The 19,468-nt window shown below is 65.8% G+C and carries 18 protein-coding genes; 13 read left to right on the top strand and 5 right to left on the bottom strand.

From position 1 onward, the window contains the following. Positions 1–4: 4 nt before the first annotated feature. The 9 genes from EAH76_RS19530 to EAH76_RS19490 all read left to right on the top strand — a co-directional run bounded on the left by EAH76_RS19530 (position 5) and on the right by EAH76_RS19490 (position 10,420). A complete protein-coding gene (locus tag EAH76_RS19530; RefSeq protein WP_241659805.1) occupies positions 5–409 on the top strand; it encodes an endonuclease domain-containing protein in 405 nt (134 codons plus the stop codon). Then, entirely contained in the window at positions 406–2,280 is a 1,875-nt protein-coding gene (gene dnaG / locus EAH76_RS19525) for a DNA primase (protein WP_140851956.1), read from the top strand. The genes EAH76_RS19530 and dnaG overlap by 4 nt, the downstream gene beginning before the upstream one ends. Beyond that, entirely contained in the window at positions 2,280–4,310 is a 2,031-nt protein-coding gene (rpoD, locus tag EAH76_RS19520) for an RNA polymerase sigma factor RpoD (RefSeq protein WP_140851955.1), read from the top strand. Before dnaG ends, rpoD begins: the two co-directional genes overlap by 1 nt. A gap of 179 nt (positions 4,311–4,489) precedes the next feature. Beyond that, positions 4,490–5,380 carry a PAS domain-containing protein gene (locus EAH76_RS19515; protein ID WP_140851954.1) on the top strand — a complete coding sequence of 297 codons (891 nt, stop codon included), beginning with the start codon at positions 4,490–4,492 and terminating at the stop codon, positions 5,378–5,380. Positions 5,381–5,566: 186 nt separating this feature from the next. Next, positions 5,567–6,184, top strand: a complete 618-nt coding sequence (locus EAH76_RS19510; protein WP_241659804.1) for a DUF6975 family protein — start codon at positions 5,567–5,569, stop codon at positions 6,182–6,184. Between the two features lie 72 nt (positions 6,185–6,256). Further along, the gene (locus EAH76_RS19505; RefSeq protein WP_140851952.1) at positions 6,257–7,111 is read left to right on the top strand and encodes an AAA family ATPase; all 855 of its coding nucleotides are present in this window, start codon (positions 6,257–6,259) and stop codon (positions 7,109–7,111) included. Positions 7,112–7,210: 99 nt separating this feature from the next. Then, positions 7,211–7,774: a CHAP domain-containing protein gene (locus tag EAH76_RS19500; protein ID WP_170208049.1), complete on the top strand. Its 564-nt coding sequence runs from the start codon at positions 7,211–7,213 to the stop codon at positions 7,772–7,774. 106 nt (positions 7,775–7,880) lie between these two features. Further along, positions 7,881–9,233 carry a hypothetical protein gene (locus tag EAH76_RS19495; protein ID WP_140851951.1) on the top strand — a complete coding sequence of 451 codons (1,353 nt, stop codon included), beginning with the start codon at positions 7,881–7,883 and terminating at the stop codon, positions 9,231–9,233. An 8-nt stretch (positions 9,234–9,241) separates the two neighbouring features. Further along, positions 9,242–10,420: a vWA domain-containing protein gene (locus EAH76_RS19490; RefSeq protein WP_140851950.1), complete on the top strand. Its 1,179-nt coding sequence runs from the start codon at positions 9,242–9,244 to the stop codon at positions 10,418–10,420. Between the two features lie 6 nt (positions 10,421–10,426). Here EAH76_RS19490 and EAH76_RS24015 read toward each other — a convergent pair whose 3' ends face one another. The 4 genes from EAH76_RS24015 to EAH76_RS19475 all read right to left on the bottom strand — a co-directional run bounded on the left by EAH76_RS24015 (position 10,427) and on the right by EAH76_RS19475 (position 12,978). Beyond that, positions 10,427–10,570, bottom strand: coding sequence for a hypothetical protein (locus tag EAH76_RS24015; protein WP_157134576.1), 144 nt, complete (start codon positions 10,568–10,570; stop codon positions 10,427–10,429). Positions 10,571–10,724: 154 nt separating this feature from the next. Then, complete coding sequence (locus EAH76_RS19485) at positions 10,725–11,921, bottom strand: exo-beta-N-acetylmuramidase NamZ family protein (protein WP_140851949.1); 1,197 nt, start codon at positions 11,919–11,921, stop codon at positions 10,725–10,727. After that, positions 11,918–12,493 carry a DOMON-like domain-containing protein gene (locus EAH76_RS19480; RefSeq protein WP_140851948.1) on the bottom strand — a complete coding sequence of 192 codons (576 nt, stop codon included), beginning with the start codon at positions 12,491–12,493 and terminating at the stop codon, positions 11,918–11,920. The genes EAH76_RS19485 and EAH76_RS19480 overlap by 4 nt, the downstream gene beginning before the upstream one ends. Continuing rightward, positions 12,490–12,978 (bottom strand): hypothetical protein, encoded by a 489-nt coding sequence (locus EAH76_RS19475; RefSeq protein WP_170208048.1) that lies wholly within the window; start codon positions 12,976–12,978, stop codon positions 12,490–12,492. The genes EAH76_RS19480 and EAH76_RS19475 overlap by 4 nt, the downstream gene beginning before the upstream one ends. Positions 12,979–13,110: 132 nt before the next feature. Here EAH76_RS19475 and rimO point away from each other — a divergent pair, with 132 nt between their 5' ends. The 4 genes from rimO to EAH76_RS19455 all read left to right on the top strand — a co-directional run bounded on the left by rimO (position 13,111) and on the right by EAH76_RS19455 (position 17,685). Continuing rightward, positions 13,111–14,442, top strand: a complete 1,332-nt coding sequence (gene rimO, locus EAH76_RS19470) for a 30S ribosomal protein S12 methylthiotransferase RimO (RefSeq protein ID WP_140851947.1) — start codon at positions 13,111–13,113, stop codon at positions 14,440–14,442. 74 nt (positions 14,443–14,516) lie between these two features. Further along, positions 14,517–15,917: a serine hydrolase domain-containing protein gene (locus tag EAH76_RS19465; RefSeq protein WP_140851946.1), complete on the top strand. Its 1,401-nt coding sequence runs from the start codon at positions 14,517–14,519 to the stop codon at positions 15,915–15,917. Continuing rightward, positions 15,914–17,302 (top strand): leucyl aminopeptidase family protein, encoded by a 1,389-nt coding sequence (locus EAH76_RS19460; RefSeq protein ID WP_140851945.1) that lies wholly within the window; start codon positions 15,914–15,916, stop codon positions 17,300–17,302. The genes EAH76_RS19465 and EAH76_RS19460 overlap by 4 nt, the downstream gene beginning before the upstream one ends. Next, the gene (locus EAH76_RS19455) at positions 17,299–17,685 is read left to right on the top strand and encodes a hypothetical protein (RefSeq protein ID WP_140851944.1); all 387 of its coding nucleotides are present in this window, start codon (positions 17,299–17,301) and stop codon (positions 17,683–17,685) included. The genes EAH76_RS19460 and EAH76_RS19455 overlap by 4 nt, the downstream gene beginning before the upstream one ends. 1,183 nt (positions 17,686–18,868) lie before the next feature. Here EAH76_RS19455 and EAH76_RS19450 read toward each other — a convergent pair. Then, positions 18,869–19,468, bottom strand: a complete 600-nt coding sequence (locus EAH76_RS19450; RefSeq protein ID WP_140851943.1) for a hypothetical protein — start codon at positions 19,466–19,468, stop codon at positions 18,869–18,871.

Here is a 19,468-nt window from a genome sequence, read left to right as displayed (position 1 = left end):
CGAGGTGCGCGACCTGCGCAACAACGCGACGCTACATGAGGAGATGCTGTGGCGGCAGTTAAAGGGGAAACGGTTGGCCGGCTTGAAATTCAGCCGGCAGATGCCGATTGCCGGGTATCGGGTGGATTTCGTATGCCGCGCGCAGAAGCTGATCGTAGAGTTAGATGGCAGCCAGCATTCCGAAGCGATTGCCTATGATGCGGCACGCACCTGCGCGCTCGAAAAGGCCGGCTACCGCGTGATCCGTTTCTGGAACAACGACCTGACGTCGAACATGGACGGTGTGTTGGAGACGATCGCAGCCGCTGCGCTCGCACCTGAGCGCGCGCCCACCCCCTACCCCCTCCCGCAAGCGGGAGGGGAGACTGCTGGGCTGGCCGCGCCCGATGCGGCAAGAAAAGAAGTATGACCCTTTCCCCGCAATTCCTCGACGAACTCCGCGCGCGCACCCTGCTGTCCGGCCTCGTCGGCAAGACCACCAAGCTCCAGAAAGCCGGCCGCGAATGGCGCGCCTGCTGCCCGTTCCACAACGAGAAGACCCCGTCGTTCTACGTCAACGACGACAAGGGCTTCTACCATTGCTTCGGCTGCTCGGCGCATGGCGACGCGATCCGCTGGATGACCGACCAGCGCGGCCTGCCCTTCATGGATGCGGTCAAAGAGCTCGCGCAGACCGCCGGGATGGAGCTCCCGGCGATGGACCCGCGCGCCGCCGAAAAGGCCGAGGCCGCCAAGGGCCTCCACGAAGCCTGCGCCGACGCCGCCGGCTGGTTCACCGACCAGCTCAACGGCCTCGCCGGCGCCACCGCGCGTGACATTCTCGCCAAGCGCGGGATCAAGCCCGAGACCGCGCGCGAGTTCGGACTCGGCTTCGCCCCCGATTCGCGCGGCGCCCTGAAAGGCGCGCTGAAAGACTATGGCGACCCGCTGCTGGTCGAAGCGGGCCTGCTCATCAAGGTCGAGGAGAAGACCCCGTACGATCGCTTCCGCGGCCGCCTGATGATCCCGATCCGCGACCCCCGCGGCCGCACGATCGCGTTCGGTGGGCGGATCATCGGCGATGGCGAGCCGAAATATCTCAACTCCCCCGAGACCCCGCTCTTCGACAAGGGCCGCACGCTCTACAACCTCGACAAGGCCGCGCCCGCCACGCGCAAAACCGGCCGCGTGCTCGTGGTCGAGGGCTATATGGACGTCATCGCGCTCGCGCAGGCGGGTTTCCGCGAGGCGGTCGCCCCGCTCGGCACCGCGCTCACCGAGCCGCAGCTCGAGCGGCTGTGGCGGCTCGCCGAGGTCCCGATCCTGTGCTTCGACGGCGACAGCGCGGGGCAGAAAGCCGCGATCCGCGCCGCGCACCGTGCGACCCCGCTGCTCCAGCCCGGCCGCAGCCTCGCCTTCGTCACGCTCCCGCCGGGCGTCGATCCCGACGACCTCGTCCGCACCAAGGGCGCAGGCGCGCTCGAGGCCTTGCTCGCCAACCCCGAGCCTTTGGTCGACCGGCTGTGGGCGAGCGAATTCGCCGCCGAACCGCTCACGACGCCAGAGCAGCGCGCCGGCCTCAAGCAGCGCCTGACCGAAATCGCCAACACGATTGCCGACGCGAACGTGAAGTCGGAATATATCGCCGAGTTCCGCCGCCGCACCGACGCGCTCAACGCCCGCCCGCCCCGCGCGCCGTTCGTGCCCCGTCCGCAAGGCGGCGGGCGCAAGGGCAACCAGCCGTGGAAACCCGCCCCCGGCCCGGTCGGGGACGGCGCCAAGGGCATCCACGCGCGCGGCATGGACGGCGTGCTGACCAAGCCGGTACTGATCGGATTGCTGCGCCATCCCACCGAAATCGGGCGCCATATCGGCGAACTCAGCCGCCTCAACATCACCGATCATCGCCTCGCAAATCTGCTCGATGCGATGATTGATGTGGCTGTCGAAGAACAGACGCTTGATAGTGAGCGCCTTCTTACCATATTGGCCACATCTGGATTTGATATAATCGCGCACGATCTGTTGCGGGCCGACCAACTCATGTGTTCGTTCACCCAAAGGGATGCCGAGCCGGCCAGGGCACGCGAGGAGCTCGATGAGGCGATCGCGATCCTGGTGGCGCGGCCTGAAGTGGACGCGGCTCTGGCCGAAGCGACGGCGATGATGCAGACCGATTATTCGGATGAGGCGTTCGAGCGGCAAGTGTCGCTCGTGAAGGAACAACAGGCTCTGGACGCGCGACTCGCCAATCTGGTGCAGTCGAACGAAGATGCCAGGGCTTTTGCTGAGGGCAGTTGATGGCGAAGACGGATATGGCGGATGTCGGTGAAACCACCGAGGGTAGCGATGCGCCGCTGATCGATTTGAACGACGCGTCGATCAAGAAGGTGATCGCCCGCGCCAAGAAGCGTGGCTACATCACCTACGAACAGCTCAACGAAGCGCTGCCGCAGGGCGAGATGTCGTCCGACCAGATCGAGGACATCAGTGCCGCGTTGTCCGAAATGGGCATCAACATCGTCGAAAATGACGAGCAGGGCGAGGAAGGCGACGAGCAGCCCAAGCCCGACGACGAGGATGATGCCGAGACGACCGACGCGTCCGAGGACGCCGGCCCGGCGCTCGACGTCAAGAAGAAGGAAGTCATCGATCGCACCGACGATCCGGTGCGGATGTACCTGCGCGAGATGGGCGCGGTCGAATTGCTCAGCCGCGAGGGCGAAATCGCCATCGCCAAGCGGATCGAAGCCGGCCGCGACACGATGATCCTGGGTCTCTGCGAATCGCCGATCACCTTCAATGCGATCATCGACTGGTCGACCGCGCTCAACGAGGGCACGATGCAGCTGCGCGAGATCATGGATCTCGACGCGATGCTGTCGAAGGACCCGGCGCCTGAGTCGCTGACCGACGACGACAGCGATGCGAGCGGCGAGATCAGCGAAAAGACCGCCGGCCCGTCGTTCAAGGAAGAGGCCGAGCCCGAAGAGCCGTCGGTCGACGAGGACGAGGATGGCGAGCGCCGCACGCCGCGCGCCTCGGACGACGAGGAAGAGGACAACACGCTCAGCCTCGCCCAGATGGAAGAGCAGCTCAAGCCGATCGCGCTCGAACGCTTCGCCAACATCACCGCGCTCTACAAGAAGTTCTCCAAGATCCAGCAGGCGCGGCTCGACGCGATGGCGGGCGGCGGCGAACTGTCGAGCGGCGACGAGAAGAAGTATCACAAGCTGCGTGAGGAGCTCACGGCCGAGGTCGAGAGCGTCCAGTTCCACAACGCCAAGATCGAATATCTGGTCGATCAGCTCTATGCCTTCAACCGGCGCCTGACCGCGCTGGGCGGCCAGATGCTGCGCCTTGCCGAGCGTCACAAGGTCCCGCGCAAGGACTTCCTCGATCGTTATATCGGGCATGAGCTCGACGAGCAGTTCCTGTCGTCGGTCGCCAAGATCGACAAGAAATGGACCGCCTTCGTCACGAACGAGAGCGACGCCGCCGACCGTATCCGCACCGAGATTTCGGAGATCAGCCAGGCCACCGGCATGGCGCTCACCGAGTTCCGCCGCATCGTCAACATGGTCCAGAAGGGCGAGCGCGAGGCGCGCATTGCCAAGAAGGAAATGGTCGAGGCGAACCTGCGGCTCGTGATCTCGATCGCCAAGAAATACACCAACCGCGGCCTGCAGTTCCTGGATCTCATCCAGGAGGGCAATATCGGCCTGATGAAGGCGGTCGATAAGTTCGAATATCGCCGCGGCTACAAGTTCTCGACCTATGCGACGTGGTGGATCCGTCAGGCGATCACGCGCTCGATCGCCGATCAGGCGCGCACGATCCGTATCCCGGTGCACATGATCGAGACGATCAACAAGCTGGTCCGCACCAGCCGCCAGTTCCTCCACGAGCAGGGCCGCGAGCCCACGCCCGAGGAAATGGCCGAGCGTCTGTCGATGCCGCTCGAGAAGGTCCGCAAGGTGATGAAGATCGCCAAGGAGCCGATCTCCCTCGAAACGCCGATCGGCGACGAGGAGGATTCGCATCTCGGCGATTTCATCGAGGACAAGAACGCGATCATCCCGGTCGATGCCGCGATCCAGGCGAACCTCAAGGAAACCGTTACGCGGGTTCTGGCGTCGCTCACCCCGCGCGAGGAACGCGTGCTGCGCATGCGCTTCGGGATCGGCATGAATACCGACCACACGCTCGAGGAAGTCGGCCAGCAATTCTCGGTCACGCGCGAGCGTATTCGCCAGATCGAAGCGAAAGCGCTGCGCAAGCTCAAGCATCCGAGCCGTTCGCGGAAAATGCGCTCGTTCCTCGACCAGTAAGCCAGACGGCAGCGGTGGCCCGGCGCCACCGCTGCCTTGTTCGGAGCGCGTACCACAGCCGCGGGACGCGGCGATCTACGCGGATTACGTAGCGTTCGCTGGCGGGAATCCGCCACAAGATGGGTCCATTCCGGTGAGATACTGTGACGGACGGGCGCGCTTTGCGTACGTCTGCGGCCATGGCGTCCCACCCTGCCCTTCCCGCTGACCAGCTCGTCACCGCCTCGGATCTGGTGCGGCATTTCGGTGCCTGGCAGGACCGCGCGGCGCGCGCGCCGCTCTACATCCTCCACCGTGGCCGTCCGCGCTTCGTCCTGACCTCGATCGAGACGATGGACGCGCTGTGCGCAGCGCATCCGCTCCCCGCTCCCCTTGCCAGCGCAGTGATCGACGCGATCCCGGTGCTCGATGCGATCGGCGATTTGGTGCTCTTGGCCGACGCCGACGGCATGATCGTCGCCTCGAGCCGGGCTGCTCGGGCGTATTTCGGCGCACTCGCGCGGACGGGCGAGCCCGTCGATGCGATCACACCGTCCGCTGCCAGCGCGGATCTCAGGGGCGCTATCCGGCACATCATCGACCGTGGCATCGGCGAACGGCTCGACATCGCGTCGGCGGCACGCGCGGCGCGACGGTTGATGCTCACGATCGAGCCCGCCGGGCGCGGCGTGGTGGTGATCGCACAGGATGCGGCGGGCGATCGCGACGGCCACACCGCCGGCGCGCTCGACACGGCCAGCCTCGCCGCACTCGTCGTCGCCGGCGGGGCGCGGACCACGATCGATTCGAGCGGGCGGATCGAGCACGCCGACGCTGCACTCGCCGCCATGATCGACATGGATCCGGCAACGCTGTTGCTCCGCCCGTTCGTCACACTGGTGGCAGATCAAGCACGCGCGCCGCTCGACGCGGCGCTCGCCCAAGTCCTGCGCGGCCAGCCCGCCGCTGCGCTCGACAGCGTGTTGCTCAGCGCGTCCGGCGCCCCGGTCCCGGTCCGGATCGGGCTCGCGCCCATCAGTCGCGGCGGAGGCATAGCGGGCGTAGCGGCAGTGATCCTCGCGACGCGGTAAGTGACTGATCTGGTTTAAGTACCCTTAACCGGCTCTAAACCAGCTCTTTACGTCGTTCGGTATATCCCTTGGGTCCACTCCTCAAATCGGACAGCACCCGCACCACGCACGGATCGGGACAAGAGGGACAGTACGGAACACATGGCGAGCGCATCGACTCAATCCACGAAGGCGGAGGACGCAGGCTTGATCGCGGCCTTGGTGATCGAGGACGGTATTGCCGGGCATTCGCTGCTCCGCCGGCTGGCGACCCCCGGTGCCGCCGGACGCGACCTTGCCGATGCCGTTCACGCATTGTGCTCGGTCCATGGCCGGCTCACCGACGTGTTCGAGGAAGCCGCGCAGCGCAGCGTCGCCGCGCTCGACAATCGCTGGATCGCGGTTGCGAACGCGGCGTTCCAGGACGAACGCGCCTATCTCGCGCATCTCACCGCCGCGGTCGGGCCGCTGCCGTCGACCCCGGGGCAGGCCGAAAGCGACGCCGCCTTTGCCGCGCTGCGCCACACCTTTGACATGCTCGCGCGCTCGGACCGCGCCGGCTGTTCGACCGGGGCCGCGCTTGCGCTGGTGATCGACTGGCACGCCTTCCGTACGATCCTCGACGCCGCCGCGCACCGGGCGGGATCGCCTGTCACGCCATCGCAGCTCCCGGCGCTGGCCGAGACCGAGTCGATCGCGGTCGCGCACGGCGCCAACGCCGCGGTACGCCGCGCGATGGCATTCGGCGCGCAGCAGACCTTCGCGCAGCATCGCGGGCTGTGCGACCTGATCGAAGCCCGCGCGAACGCCCGCGATCGGCTCTAGCCGCGGCTTGCGCTGCGCCCCCGTTTCCCTCTATCGCCGTACCCGGTATTCAAATGAAACGGGATTGCAGCGATGAAGCGTTTCGAGGGCACACAGGGCTATGTCGCGACCGACGACCTCAAGGTCGCCGTCAACGCCGCCGTCACGCTGCGCCGCCCGCTGCTCGTCAAGGGCGAGCCCGGCACCGGCAAGACCGTGCTGGCCTATGAGATCGCCAAGGCGCTCGATGCCGAGCTGATCGAGTGGAACATCAAATCGACCACCAAGGCGCAGCAGGGGCTGTACGAATATGACGCGGTCGCGCGGCTGCGCGATGGCCAGCTCGGCGACGAGCGCGTCCACGACATCGGCAACTACATCCGCCGCGGCAAATTGTGGGAAGCCTTCACCCGCGACAAGCCTCCGGTCCTGCTGATCGACGAGATCGACAAGGCCGATATCGAATTCCCCAACGATCTGTTGCAGGAACTCGATCGCATGGAATTCCATGTCTACGAGACCAAGGAGACGGTCCGCGCAGTTGAGCGCCCGATCGTCATCATCACCAGCAACAACGAGAAGGAACTGCCCGACGCGTTCCTGCGCCGCTGCTTCTTCCATTACATCAAATTTCCCGACCGCGCGACGATGCAGGCGATCGTCGACGTCCACTTCCCCGGCATCCAGAAGATCCTCGTCAATCGCGCGATGGATATCTTCTACGACGTCCGCGACGTGCCCGGCCTCAAGAAGAAGCCGAGCACGAGCGAGCTGCTCGACTGGCTCAAGCTGCTGCTTCACGAGGACATGCCGCTCGACGTCTTGCAGAACCGCGATCCGACCAAGGCGATCCCGCCGCTGCACGGCGCTCTGCTCAAGAACGAGCAGGACGTGATGCTGTTCGAACGCCTCGCCTTCATGGCCAAGCGGCAGCAGAATAAGGGCTAAGTGCTTGATCCGATGTGACCGATGCCGGTAATGGTAACCTCGTCTTAAACCCTTTCCCGTTACGTGGTCTTTGGGGGGCAGCCGGTATCGGATGCCTGTATGCGTATCACCTTTCCCTTGTGCCTCTTGGCCGCGCTGCTGCCGATCAGCATCCCGGCCGATGCGAAAAGCTCACTGCTCAATTACGTCGGCCAGTGCGTACCGTTCGCGCGCGCAGCATCGGGAATCGCTATTTACGGCGACGCCTGGACTTGGTGGACACAAGCCGCGGGACGCTATCAGCGTGGCGACACCCCACGCCCCGGCGCGGTGATCGTGTTCGAACGCACGTCTCGCCTTCCGCTCGGTCATGTCGCGGTGATTAGCCGCGTGGTCGATCCACATGTCGTGATGGTGACGCACGCCAATTGGTCGCGCCAGAATGGCGAGCGCGGTCATGCCGAGCAGGACGTCACGCTCACCGACGTCTCGCCGCGCGGCGACTGGAGCGCGGTCAAGGTCTGGTATCGCGACATGGATGGGCTCGGCAGCACGGTCTATCCGACCTATGGCTTCGTCTATGGCCGCACGCTCGACCATGCGAGCAGCGCGCAGACCGCGCCCGAACTGAGCGGGCGCGATCCGGATTATGTCGGCGCGCTGATCGACTCGTACGTGCGGTGATCCGTTAACCGCCGTAATTCGTTAACCATCGCGCAACGTCGCGACGCTAGACCCGGCTGATCGGGGACAGGCTTTGGTTCAGCGACGATATTCTCTCTTTCTTGCGGTGATCGTGCTGCTCGGTCTGGGGCTGCGGGTTGCTGCCGCGACGGGCGGCCTGTGGCTCGACGAGGCCTGGTCCGCCGAACTCGCGCATCAGGCGGGAACCCCGCTCGGGGTGTTCCTCAAGATCAACCACGACAATAATCATCATCTCAATTCGCTGTGGCTGCAGTTCGTCGGCATCGATGCGCCGCCGCTGCTCCAGCGCGCTCTGTCGATCTTCGCCGGAACGATCGCGATTGCCGTCGCCGCCGAGATTTTCCGGCCACGCAGCCACCGCATTGCGCTGATCGCGGCGCTGCTCTTCGCCATCTCGCCGATGGTGGTGACGATGGGATCGGAAGCGCGCGGCTATGCCGGCATGGCGCTGGCTGTGCTCGTCGCGGTCTTGCTCGCCGACCGCTGGCTGATCGACGAACAGGGCGAGCGCACACGGGTGCGGCTGGCCTTGTGCTTCGCGCTCGGCGCACTGTCGCAGCTGACGATGCTGTTCGGCTGCGTCGCGCTCGTCGGCTGGGTCTTCTTCACGCTGACGTCGCGCCACGGCGTGGTCCGCGCGGCGCGGCGCACGCTGGTCCTGTTCCTGCCCGCGCTGATAACGCTCGGTGCCGTCTTCGCGCTCATCGCCGGTGCGGCGTGGGCGAGCCCGACCGGGTTTCAATTCGGGAGCTATAGGCCCTTCGAGATATGGCTGTTCCTCCGCGCGATCGTCGAGATGCTAGGCTACACGATCGGCTGGCCGGTCGTATCGCTGTGGCTGATTCCCGCAACGCTGATCCTGGTCGTGCTCGCGCGGCGTATCGGGGTGCGGCACGCGATCCTCTATGCGCTCGCTATCGCGGCATTCCCGATCACGCTCGCGGTGCTGCACGCGGGCAATCCCGGCTATCCGCGCTATTATCTGGTCGCCGCCGTGGCGTTGCTGCTGCTGCTCGCCGAAGCGACCGGCGCGCTGATCGCCCGGGGCGGCGCGCGCCGCAGCGTCGCACTGATCGGGATGGGCCTCCTCGTCCTGGGCAGCCTATGGCAGGATGTCGATCTGATCCGCAATCAGCGCGGCGACCCCGGGCGGGCGATTGTCGCCCTTCGCCTGCGCGCGCCGTCGGGCGCGGCGGTGCTGCTCGACCGCGAAAGCGGCCTTGCGATTCTGCGGGTCGCCGCGGCGCACCTGCACTACCCGATCACGATCGTCGAATCGGGATGCCAGCCCGCGCGTTTCTTGTTCGTCGATCGCTTCCGCGGGGAGACCTTCCCGATCGACCCCGTCCGGTGCGGCGTGCGCTATCACGCGATCGCCGCGGCACAGGCGCGCGGCCTGTCAGGAACGCACTGGACACTCTATGAGCGCCAGCCCTAGCATGCGGCATGTTCCTTAACTTCCTCGACGAGCTCCGCGCCGCCGGCATCCAGGCCAGCCTCAAGGAGCATCTGCTCCTGCTCGAGGCGCTCGACGCCGAGGTGATCGACCGCACGCCGGAGGATTTCTATTATCTGTCCCGCGCGGTGTACGTGAAGGACGAAGGGCTGCTCGACAAGTTCGATCAGGTCTTCGCCAAGGTGTTCAAGGGGATCGCCACCACCTTTGGCCAGACCAGCGCCGATATTCCGGCGGACTGGCTGAAGGCGGTCGTCGAGAAATATCTCAGCCCTGAGGAAATGGCGAAGATCGAGTCGCTCGGCTCGTGGGACGAGATCATGGAGACGCTCAAGAAGCGGCTCGACGAGCAGCACGAGCGCCACCAGGGCGGCAGCAAGTGGATCGGCACCGGCGGCACCAGCCCGTACGGCAACAGCGGCTACAATCCCGAAGGCGTCCGCATCGGCGGCGAAAGCGTCCACAAGCGCGCGCTGAAGGTGTGGGACCAGCGCGACTTCAAGAATCTCGACAACACCAAGGAGCTCGGCACCCGCAACATCAAGATCGCGCTCCGCCGCCTGCGCAAGTTCGCGCGCGAGGGTGCGGCGGACGAGCTCGATATCGACGCGACGATCGCCGGCACCGCGCGGCAGGGCTGGCTCGACGTCGTGATGCGCGCCGAGCGGCGCAATGCCGTCAAGCTGCTGCTGTTTCTCGATGTCGGCGGATCGATGGACCCGTGGGTCAAGCTCTGCGAAGAGCTGTTCTCGGCAGCGACCACAGAGTTCAAGAACCTCGAATTCTTCTATTTCCACAATTGCCCGTACGAGGGCGTGTGGAAGGACAACACCCGCCGCTTTTCCGAGCGCACGCCGATGTGGGACGTCCTCCACAAGTTCGGCCACGACTATAAGCTGGTGTTCGTTGGGGACGCCTCGATGAGCCCGTACGAGATCACGCATCCCGGCGGCTCGGTCGAGCATTTCAACGAGGAATCAGGGGCGGTGTGGATGCACCGGCTGACCACCACCTATCCCGCGGCGGTGTGGCTCAACCCGATCCCCGAGCAGCAATGGGGCTATTCGCAGAGCCTGCGGATCATCCGCGAGTTGATGACCGAGCGGATGTACCCCCTGACGCTCGCCGGACTCGACGATGCGATGCGCGAGCTTACGCGAAAGCGGTAAGCCAGGTCAGGCCGGCATCGCCTGTAATTTCTGCAAATAGGTCTCGACGAGGACGAGGCGGCGCTGGCGGCCTTCCTCGGTAACGGCGCGAGCGGCGGCAAGGCGTTCTGCGACAACACGGCGCATGTAGAAGTGACGATCGGATTCCACGACGTTTCTCCGGCACACGATACGACCCCCCCGGGCCGGCAATCGATGGAATTGTCATGAAATACCGAGGGATAAAGCGCCACCTTCGAATCCCGCGGCAGCCCCGAGTCGTTGCGCAGGCGCGACGAAACGAGTGGCGCTTCCGTCCTATCGTTCAATAGAGCAGGAAACGGGCGCGCGACTCGGCCCATTGCGCCTCGTCGGGCTGCGTCATCGCATCGAGGTCGCGCGGCGTCGCGGCCGAGTCGTCGGTCCATTCACGCAAGCCCGGCCCGCCGTTGATGACGTCGATCGGCAATTTCCCGAAGGCATATTCGTACGGGAAATCGCGCCACAGATCGTAATCGGGATACAGTGCACGGATCGCCTTGAACGCCAGCGCCTGGACGCGCCACGGGCGGAACGCGGCATGATCGTAGCCCGGCCCCTCCGCATGGATGTGAACCCCGTTGCACAAGGCCTTCACATGCTTGTGGAAAGTCGGCTCGAACCAGATGTCGCGCAGAAGGCAGCCATCGAGCCACTCGGGCGCCAACCGGCGCATCTCAGCCGCCACCGCCCGCGCGTCGATATCGGGCGCGCCGAACAGTTCGAGCGGGCGCGTCGTGCCGCGGCCCTCGGACAGCGTCGTGCCCTCGAGCATCACCGTGCCGGGATAAGCGCGCGCCATCATCACATTGGGGGCGTTGGGGCTGGGGTTGATCCACACGCGCTCGGTTGGCCAGCCGAAGCCCGGCGCCGAGTCGGGCTGCCAGCCCTCCATTGCGATCACGCGATAGTCGACGTCGAGCTTGAGCAGATCGATGAACCAATGGCCGAGCTCGCCCATCGTCAGGCCATGCCGCATCGGCATCGGGCCCGCCCCGACGAAGCTCTCCCAGCCGGGCAGCAGCGTCAGCCCCTCGATCGGACGACCGATCGGGTTGGGGCGATCGAGCACCCAAACCGTCTTCTTGTGCTCGGCGGCGGCCTCGAGCACGTAGCGCAGCGTGGTGATGAAGGTGTAGATCCGCGTGCCGAGATCCTGCAGATCGACCAGCATCACGTCGAACGTGCCCATCGATTGCCCGGTCGGCTTGCGCACTTCGCCGTACAGGCTGAACACCGGCATCCCGTAGGTCGGATCGGTGAAGTCGGGCGACTCGACCATATTGTCCTGGAGGTCGCCGCGCACGCCGTGCTGCGGGCCGAACATCGCGGTGACGTTGAGCCCAGCAGCAATGAGGGCGTCGACCGAATGCGTCAGGTCGGCCGTCACCGAGGCGGGATGCGCAAGCAAGGCGACTCGTTTGCCCTCGAGCGGCTTGCGCAGCGCGGGGTCGGCGAGGAGGCGATCGATACCGAATTTCATGGTGCGTCAGGTGCCGGGAGGGTCGCGATAAAGCAATCCCGGTTGTGGAAATCCGGGGACCCTTCCGCGTGGGCGAGCGCCCAATAGGATTTGGTGCCGTCGGTTTCCTCGATCACCGCAGACAGGCCCATCTGCAGCGCACCGCCAGGAAGATCGGCGAGCGACTGATCGACCTCGACCAAATAGGCCGAATTGTCGTCCCCGCGTCCAACATGCGGATCGGCCGCGAGCGGCAGGTCCTGCCCTCCCGCCCTATAGCCCGCGAAGCGATACGCCGCCCATCGCGTCGAGGGCGAATAGTTGAACTCGAAATAGCCGGCGGCATCGGGCGCCGCGAGAAACAGTTCGCAGCACGTCGTCTTCCACAAATCGTCGGCGCGGGTCGAGGTGACCCAATCGGGCAACGCGACATGCTCGTTGCCCTCGACCGTGAACGTCAGCACGACCGTGTCGCCATCGCGCACGACATCGACGCCGACCGCCTCGACGGCGTTTGCCGGCCTGTCCGGATGCGGCACCAAGGCATAACGCTTCGCGCCCGAATGCGGCGCCTCAGCGGCAAAATCGGTCAACAGCGCGGTTCCTTCTTGTTCCAGTCGGGGATCAGCCGCAGCCGCCGCTTGCCCCAATAGCTCAGATCCATCGAGACGCGGACCGGCATTCCAGCGTGCGTGTAGATGATCTGGTCGCCGCGCTCGCCATCGCCGGTGCTGCAGTTTTTCCAGCCCGTTCTGTCGAGCACGTCGGTGATCTTGTAGACGGCATATTGGTCGTCCGCGTGCCACAGCGTCAGTTGGTCGAACCCGCCGCCGCCATCATGGCCGACCAGATCGACCGCCGCTTCGAAAGGACCCGCGCCGTAGATCATCGCGCCATGGCGGCGGCAGCGCATGCTCCCCCAATCCGGCTGGACGCAGTCGGTAAAGCCAGCGCGACGCGCATCGCCGACGCTGCCGCTGACCGGCAGGCCGGCGAACGCGACATACGGCGGCGGCGGCCGATCGGGGCTGCATCCCGCGAGCAGCAGCAGCGCAAGCCAAGGTCTAGGATATGCCATCAAGACACAACGATAAGTGCGATCGCGGGCCCGGCATAGCCAGGAAACGGCGGCACTTCACAAAGCGAGGTCGGGACTTGCGCCGCTACCGCTGGAAAATTCCACCGAACACGCCTATGTGCCGCCGTTCCCATGGCAACAACACTCCCCTCCCCGCCGAAGATCGGCATGGTCTCGCTCGGCTGTCCCAAGAATCTGGTCGATAGCGAACGGATCCTGACCAAGCTGCGCTCCGATGGCTATGCCATGTCGCCCGATTATGCCGGCGCCGACGTCGTGCTCGTCAACACCTGCGGCTTCCTCGATTCGGCCAAGGAGGAGAGCCTCGAAGCGATCGGCGAGGCGATCGCCGAGAATGGCCGCGTCATCGTGACGGGCTGCATGGGCAAGGAAGCGGAGATGATCCGCGCCAAATTCCCCGGCATCCTCGCGGTCACCGGCGCGCATCAGTATGAGGAAGTCGTCGGCGCAGTCCACGACGCCGCCCCGATGCCGCCGAGCGCGTTCCTTAATCTCGTCCCCGACAGCGGGCTGAAGCTGACCCCGCGCCACTACAGCTATCTGAAGATCTCAGAAGGCTGCAACCACCGCTGCAGCTTCTGCATCATCCCCAGCTTGCGCGGCGACCTCGTCAGCCGCCGCCCGGACGCGATCCTGCGCGAGGCCGAGAAATTGATCGAAGCGGGCACGCGCGAACTGCTGGTCATCAGCCAGGACACCTCGGCCTACGGCGTCGACATCCGCCACCAGCCGCGCATGTGGCACGGCGAAGAAGTCCGCGCCCACATGACCGACCTGTCGCGTGAACTCGGCAAGCTCGGCGCCTGGGTGCGGCTGCACTATGTCTACCCCTATCCGCATGTCGACCAGGTCATCCCGCTGATGGCCGAGGGGCTGATCCTCCCCTATCTCGACATCCCGTTCCAGCACGCCAGCCGCAACGTCCTGAAACTCATGAAGCGCCCGGCGAACGAAACCAAGGTGCTCGAGCGCATCAAAAATTGGCGCACGATCGCACCCGACATGGCGATCCGCTCGACCTTCGTCGTCGGTTTCCCCGGCGAGACCGAGGACGATTTCGCCTATCTGATGGACTGGCTCGAGGAAGCGCAGCTCGACCGCGTCGGCGCGTTCCGCTTCGAGCCGGTCGAGGGCGCCGCCGCCAACGACCTCCCCAACCACGTGCCCGAGGAAATCAAGGAAGAGCGCTACGCCCGCCTGATGGAACTCACCGCGCGCATCTCGGCGGACAAGCTCCAGGCCAAGGTCGGCCGCACACTCGACGTGATCATCGACGCGGTCGATGAGGACGGCGGCGCCACCGGCCGCTCGCAGGCCGATGCGCCCGAGATCGACGGCGAGGTGTTCCTGCGCGACGCGGGGCATCTGAGCGTCGGCGATATCGTCGCGGTCGCGATCGAAGATGCCGACGAGCATGATCTTTACGGTGTCCCGACCGTTTGACGCCAGCGCCCCCTTCCCTTTCGCGGCAGGACGGTGACATATCGTCGTTCATTCCGCTTAAGGACTGCGCCCGCGTGAAGCTCTCCCGATACTGCCTGGCGGCAGGCTTGCTATCCGTCTCCGCTCCAGCACTGGCGCAATCGCTGACCCCGACGGAGACGCAACAGGTCGATAAGACCGTTACCGACGCGCTCGCCAAATCGGGCGTCCCCTCGGCCTCGGTCGCGATCGTGCGCGGCGGGCGGATCGTCTATACCAACGCGTACGGCAAGCAGGCCGAGACCGGCACGACGCGCGACGATGCGCCATACCAGATCGCCTCGGTCTCGAAGCAATTCACCGCCGCGGCGATCCTGCTGCTCCAGCGCGAGGGCAAGCTCAGCCTCGACGATCACGTTTCCAAATACGTCCCCGGCATCACCGGCGGCGACACGATCACGATCCGCCAGCTTTTGAGCCACACCGCCGGCCTGCAGGATTACTGGCCGCAGGATTACAGCTTCAAGGCGATGGCCACCCCGGTCACGCCGCAGCAGATCGTCGACCGTTGGGCGAAGAAGCCGCTCGATTTCAAGCCCGGCACGCAGTGGCAATATTCGAACACCGGCTATGTCGTCGCGGGGCTGATCGTCGAGAAGGTCTCGGGCCAGAAGCTGCTCGATTTCCTGAAAGCGCGGATCTTCAAGCCGCTCGGCATGACCGTCTACGATCAGGATCTCGCGGTCGGCCCCGGCTTCCCGCAAGGCTATGGCCGCGCCGCGCTCGGCCCCGTCCGCCCCGTCACGCCCGCCGCGCACGGCTGGCTCTACGCCGCGGGCGAACTGGCGATGAGCGCGCGCGCACTCGCGACCTGGGACATCGCGCGGCTCGATCGCGCGGTCCTCGCCCCCGCGGACTGGGCGACGCAGGAAACCCCGGTCAAGCTCGCCGACGGCACGACCAACGGCTACGGCCTCGGCGTCTCGACCGGCACCGCCAACGGCCGCCGCTTCGTCGAGCATAGCGGCGAGGCGGTCGGCTTCCTGTCCGAAAACATCGTCTATCCCGAGCAGAAGGCGGCGGTCGTCGTCCTCATCAACAGCTGGTCGAGCGACGCCTATCAGACGATCGCGCAGAAGCTCGCCGGCATCGTGCTCGGCACCCCGGTCGCCGATGCCGCCGATACCGCGGTCCTGGCGCGCGTCCGCACGGCGTTCGATCAGTTGCGCGGCGGCACGCTCGACCGCAGCCAGCTGACCGACGACGCCAATTTCTACTTCACCCCGACGACGCTCGCCGATTACCGCACCAGCCTAGCGCCGCTCGGCGCGCCGACCGCGTTCGTCCAGACCGGCAAGGCGCGGCTGCGCGGCGGCTTCGTCAACCGCAACTATCGCGCAACCTATCCGACCACGACGCTGTCGATCAGCACCTATGCCGAACCCGGCGCCAACGGAAAGCTCGAGCAATTGCTCGTGACCCCCACCCAGCCATGACCGATTTCACCACGCTGCTCCAACCCGACCGCGGCCAGCCCGCCCGCCTCATCCACGTCGTTCGCCCCGAGGCGTGGGAGGCGTGGCTCGGCGCGCAGCCGCCGCGGATCCGCACCGTGGTCGCCGCGCACCGGCTGAGCGGCAAGGCGGGCAATCGCGCCGTCCTGCCGGGGGAGAAGCCCGAGGATTGGGCGATGCTGCTCGTCTGTAACGAAAGCCTCGACTCGCCGTGGCGGATCGCCTCGCTCGGCGAGCAATTGCCCGAGGGGACGTATCGCCTCGCCGATGGCGAGCCGGGTGCGGCGATGCTCGGCTGGTGCCTCGCACAGCATAAGTTCGATCGCTACAAGCGCGACGAGCCGAGCGTCGGCCCACGCGTGCTGCTCACCGGCGAGCCCGCGCGGATCGAGGAAACCGTGCGGCTTGCCAAGGCCACCGCCAAGGTGCGCGACCTCGTCAACACCGCCGCCGCCGATCTCGGCCCGGCCGAGCTCGAAGCCGAGGCGCAGCAGCTCGCACAGGCGCATGGCGCGACCGTGTCGGTCACCAAGGGCGACGCGCTCGAAAAGGGCTATCCGATGATCCACGCGGTCGGCCAGGCCGCCGCGCGCGGGCGCGAGCCGCGGCTGATCGAGCTCGAATGGGGCAATCCTGCGCATCCGCGCATCGCGATCGTCGGCAAGGGCGTATGCTTCGATTCGGGTGGGCTCGACATCAAGCCGTCGTCGGGCATGCGGCTGATGAAGAAGGACATGGGCGGCGCGGCGCATGCGCTGGCGCTCGCCGGGCTGGTGATGGCGGCGCGGCTTCCCGTGCGGCTACATCTGCTGATCCCGGCGGTCGAGAACAGCATTTCGGGCAACGCCTTTCGCCCCGGCGACGTGCTGAAGACCCGCAAGGGCCTGACGGTCGAGAACACCAATACCGATGCCGAAGGCCGGCTCGTGCTCGGCGACGCGCTGACGCGTGCGGTCGAGGAGAACCCGACGCTGATCCTCGATTTCGCGACGCTCACCGGCGCGGCGCGCGTCGCGCTCGGGCCCGATCTGCCCGCGACCTTCGCCAATGACGAGGCGCTGGCGGCGGCGTTGCTCGCGGCCGGAACGGCGGTCGGCGATCCGTTGTGGCGGCTGCCCTTGTGGGACGGCTATGACGACATGCTCTCGTCGGACATCGCCGACCTGGTCAACGCCCCCGATGGCGGTTTCGCGGGATCGGTGACCGCGGCGCTGTTCCTGCGCCGCTTCGTGCCCGAGGGTACGCCCTGGGCGCATTTCGACACCTTCGCGTGGCGCCCGAGTTCGAAGCCCGGCCGCCCCAAGGGCGGTGAGGCCCTCGGCCTGCGCGCGGCCTGGGCGATGCTCAAGGGGCGCTTCGCGGCATGATCTACATCCTGATCAACCTCGTGCCGATCCTCGTCGCGACGCTGATCGGGCTGATGCTGGGCGCGGCCTATCACGTGGCGTTCGGGCGCGGCCGCGTGTCGGCCAGCGCGATCGCGGTCGCCGCGCTCGGGCTGTTCTGGTTCGCCTCGATCCTGGCCGGCGCGCTGATCCTCGCGCCGCCCAAGGCGGCGCCGTGGATCATGGCTGTGGGCAGCGCTGTGGTGATCTGGGCGGGGTTCGTGCTGCCGGTGGTCGCGGTCACGCAGCGCTATCACGGCGTGGTGGCCCGGCGGATCGTCGGGGACAGCCTGTTCTGGCTGGTGACGATGGTTGCGCAGGCGGTGGCGATGAAGCTGATCGGGTTGGTGCCGCCTGGGGTCTGAGGCGCGGGGCGGCGGTTAAACGACCGAGATTGGTGAAGAGCCGAATGTCTTCGATCTGGGGCTTATCGGTTGAACCTCAAACCCTGCATTATTCGCGATTTCCCCTTCGGCAGCCCTTTCTCGCGCCTGCAGATCATTCCTACAGAATAACCGACGAGAATTGCGAACGCCAGAAGAAGCGTCGCACCGACAATGGCAAATCCTATAAGCATTCCGATCGCCCAGTCTTCGAAGGGCCGACTTCCCCTTACCCGCTCCGACATCGCGTCTATCCCTCACCGAGTGACCCGTTTTAGGTCTCGATCCGAGAAGCAGTCAACGTGCGATATTGGTCGATTTTTGGCTGTCCGGGTCTCGCGCTCGCTAGTGGAGCGTGCGATTTCAGGAAGGTCTGCGCTACGGATCATTCCGGAACAGCGAGAATTAGTCGGGAGCGGCCCTAGCGCATAACCGTCGCCCCGGCGAAGGCCGGTGCCTCTCCATGTGTGTCAGGCCGCCCGCCAAGCCCTCCAGAGGCCCCGGCCTCCGCCGGGGCGACGGTAGTGGCTATGGCCGGCTCCGGTGGGTTTGCGACCGTCCCCTTTCGTGTAAGATCGTCTGAAAGCACGCGTCCGTTCTCGATCGGAGAAGGTCATGAAGCCACAGAGTATATCGTTGATCGCGGCGCTCATGGCATTCGGCGCGACTGAATTTTCAGCCCAGGCAAAATCGCCCGAAGGTGTGTCGCTGAACTCGGAGGAAATACGAAAATCTCTGGCAGGTAGAAGTATACGCTATAGCCCACCTGGTTGGGCAGACATGGGAATGTACGAGGAGTTTCATTCTGATGGCGTGTGGAGTGGGATCCAAAGTGGACGTGGTCCCTGGTCATTTTCGGGACGGTGGTTGATCACCGACAACCAGATATGTGTTACCGCCGACGTGGGGACTTCCTTCGAGCGGTGGAATTCAGGGCAGTCCTGTCGAAAGATTTGGCAGGATCGAAAAACTGGCGTTCTGCGAACCTATTATCCGTGGGCGCGCCCGTCTTCGTCGAATAAATCTGCTATGCAAACCCTTGCGGTTTCTGATCTTGCCCTAGCTAAGTGAGGCTTATGAACATCCGCTTCTAGGGGTGGGTTCAACGGGTGGTCGCAACACATCATTTTCACGCTTCAATCGCCCGGCACCGCGCACCCAAGCATCATCCAGCGCCCCGCCCCTCCCGCCAGCGCGCCATCGCCGTGTCATAGCGGTCGCGCTCGGCAGCGAGCGCCTTGCTGAGCGCCTTGCTCTCGCGGTCGTGCTTCGCGTCGAGATCGCGGCGCTCGCGGTCGAGCGCGCGTTGGCGGGCGGTCAGCTTTGCGTCGGCGTAGCGGTATCTGTCTTCGAGATCGGCGAGCGCTTGTTCGGCAGCGGCAAGGGCGTCGCTCGAGGGCTTGGGCGGTGGTTCGGGTTTGGCCTCGGCTTTCCGCGGAGTCGAAGCCGCGTGCTTGGCGCCGCCCCTGCCGACCTTAGCCCGAGCGGCCGGCGCATCCTCCGGGGCCTTCGCCGGCCGCGCCGGTTGCGCCGGGAGCGCCGCGATCTGCTCGGCGGTCGTCCCGCGCGAGCGCTTGATCACCTCCCCGGGCTTCGCCAGCGGCTCGGCCATCAGCGCCGCATCGGTCACCTCCTGCGCAACCCCCCGCGCGAACAGATCGTGCTCGCTCCCCCACGCCGCGAGCGCCGCCTTGCGGCTCGGCGCCGCGACATAGGCGTCGCTGAAGCCGGCCGGCACGACGAAGACCTTCAGCCGCCGCGCCAC

This window comes from Sphingomonas glacialis (assembly GCF_006439055.1).
In the GTDB taxonomy this organism is placed as follows: Bacteria; Pseudomonadota; Alphaproteobacteria; order Sphingomonadales; family Sphingomonadaceae; genus Sphingomonas; species Sphingomonas glacialis_A.
The sequence above is the reverse complement of the archived record's forward strand: the minus strand, read 5'-3'. Positions and strand labels throughout refer to the sequence as shown.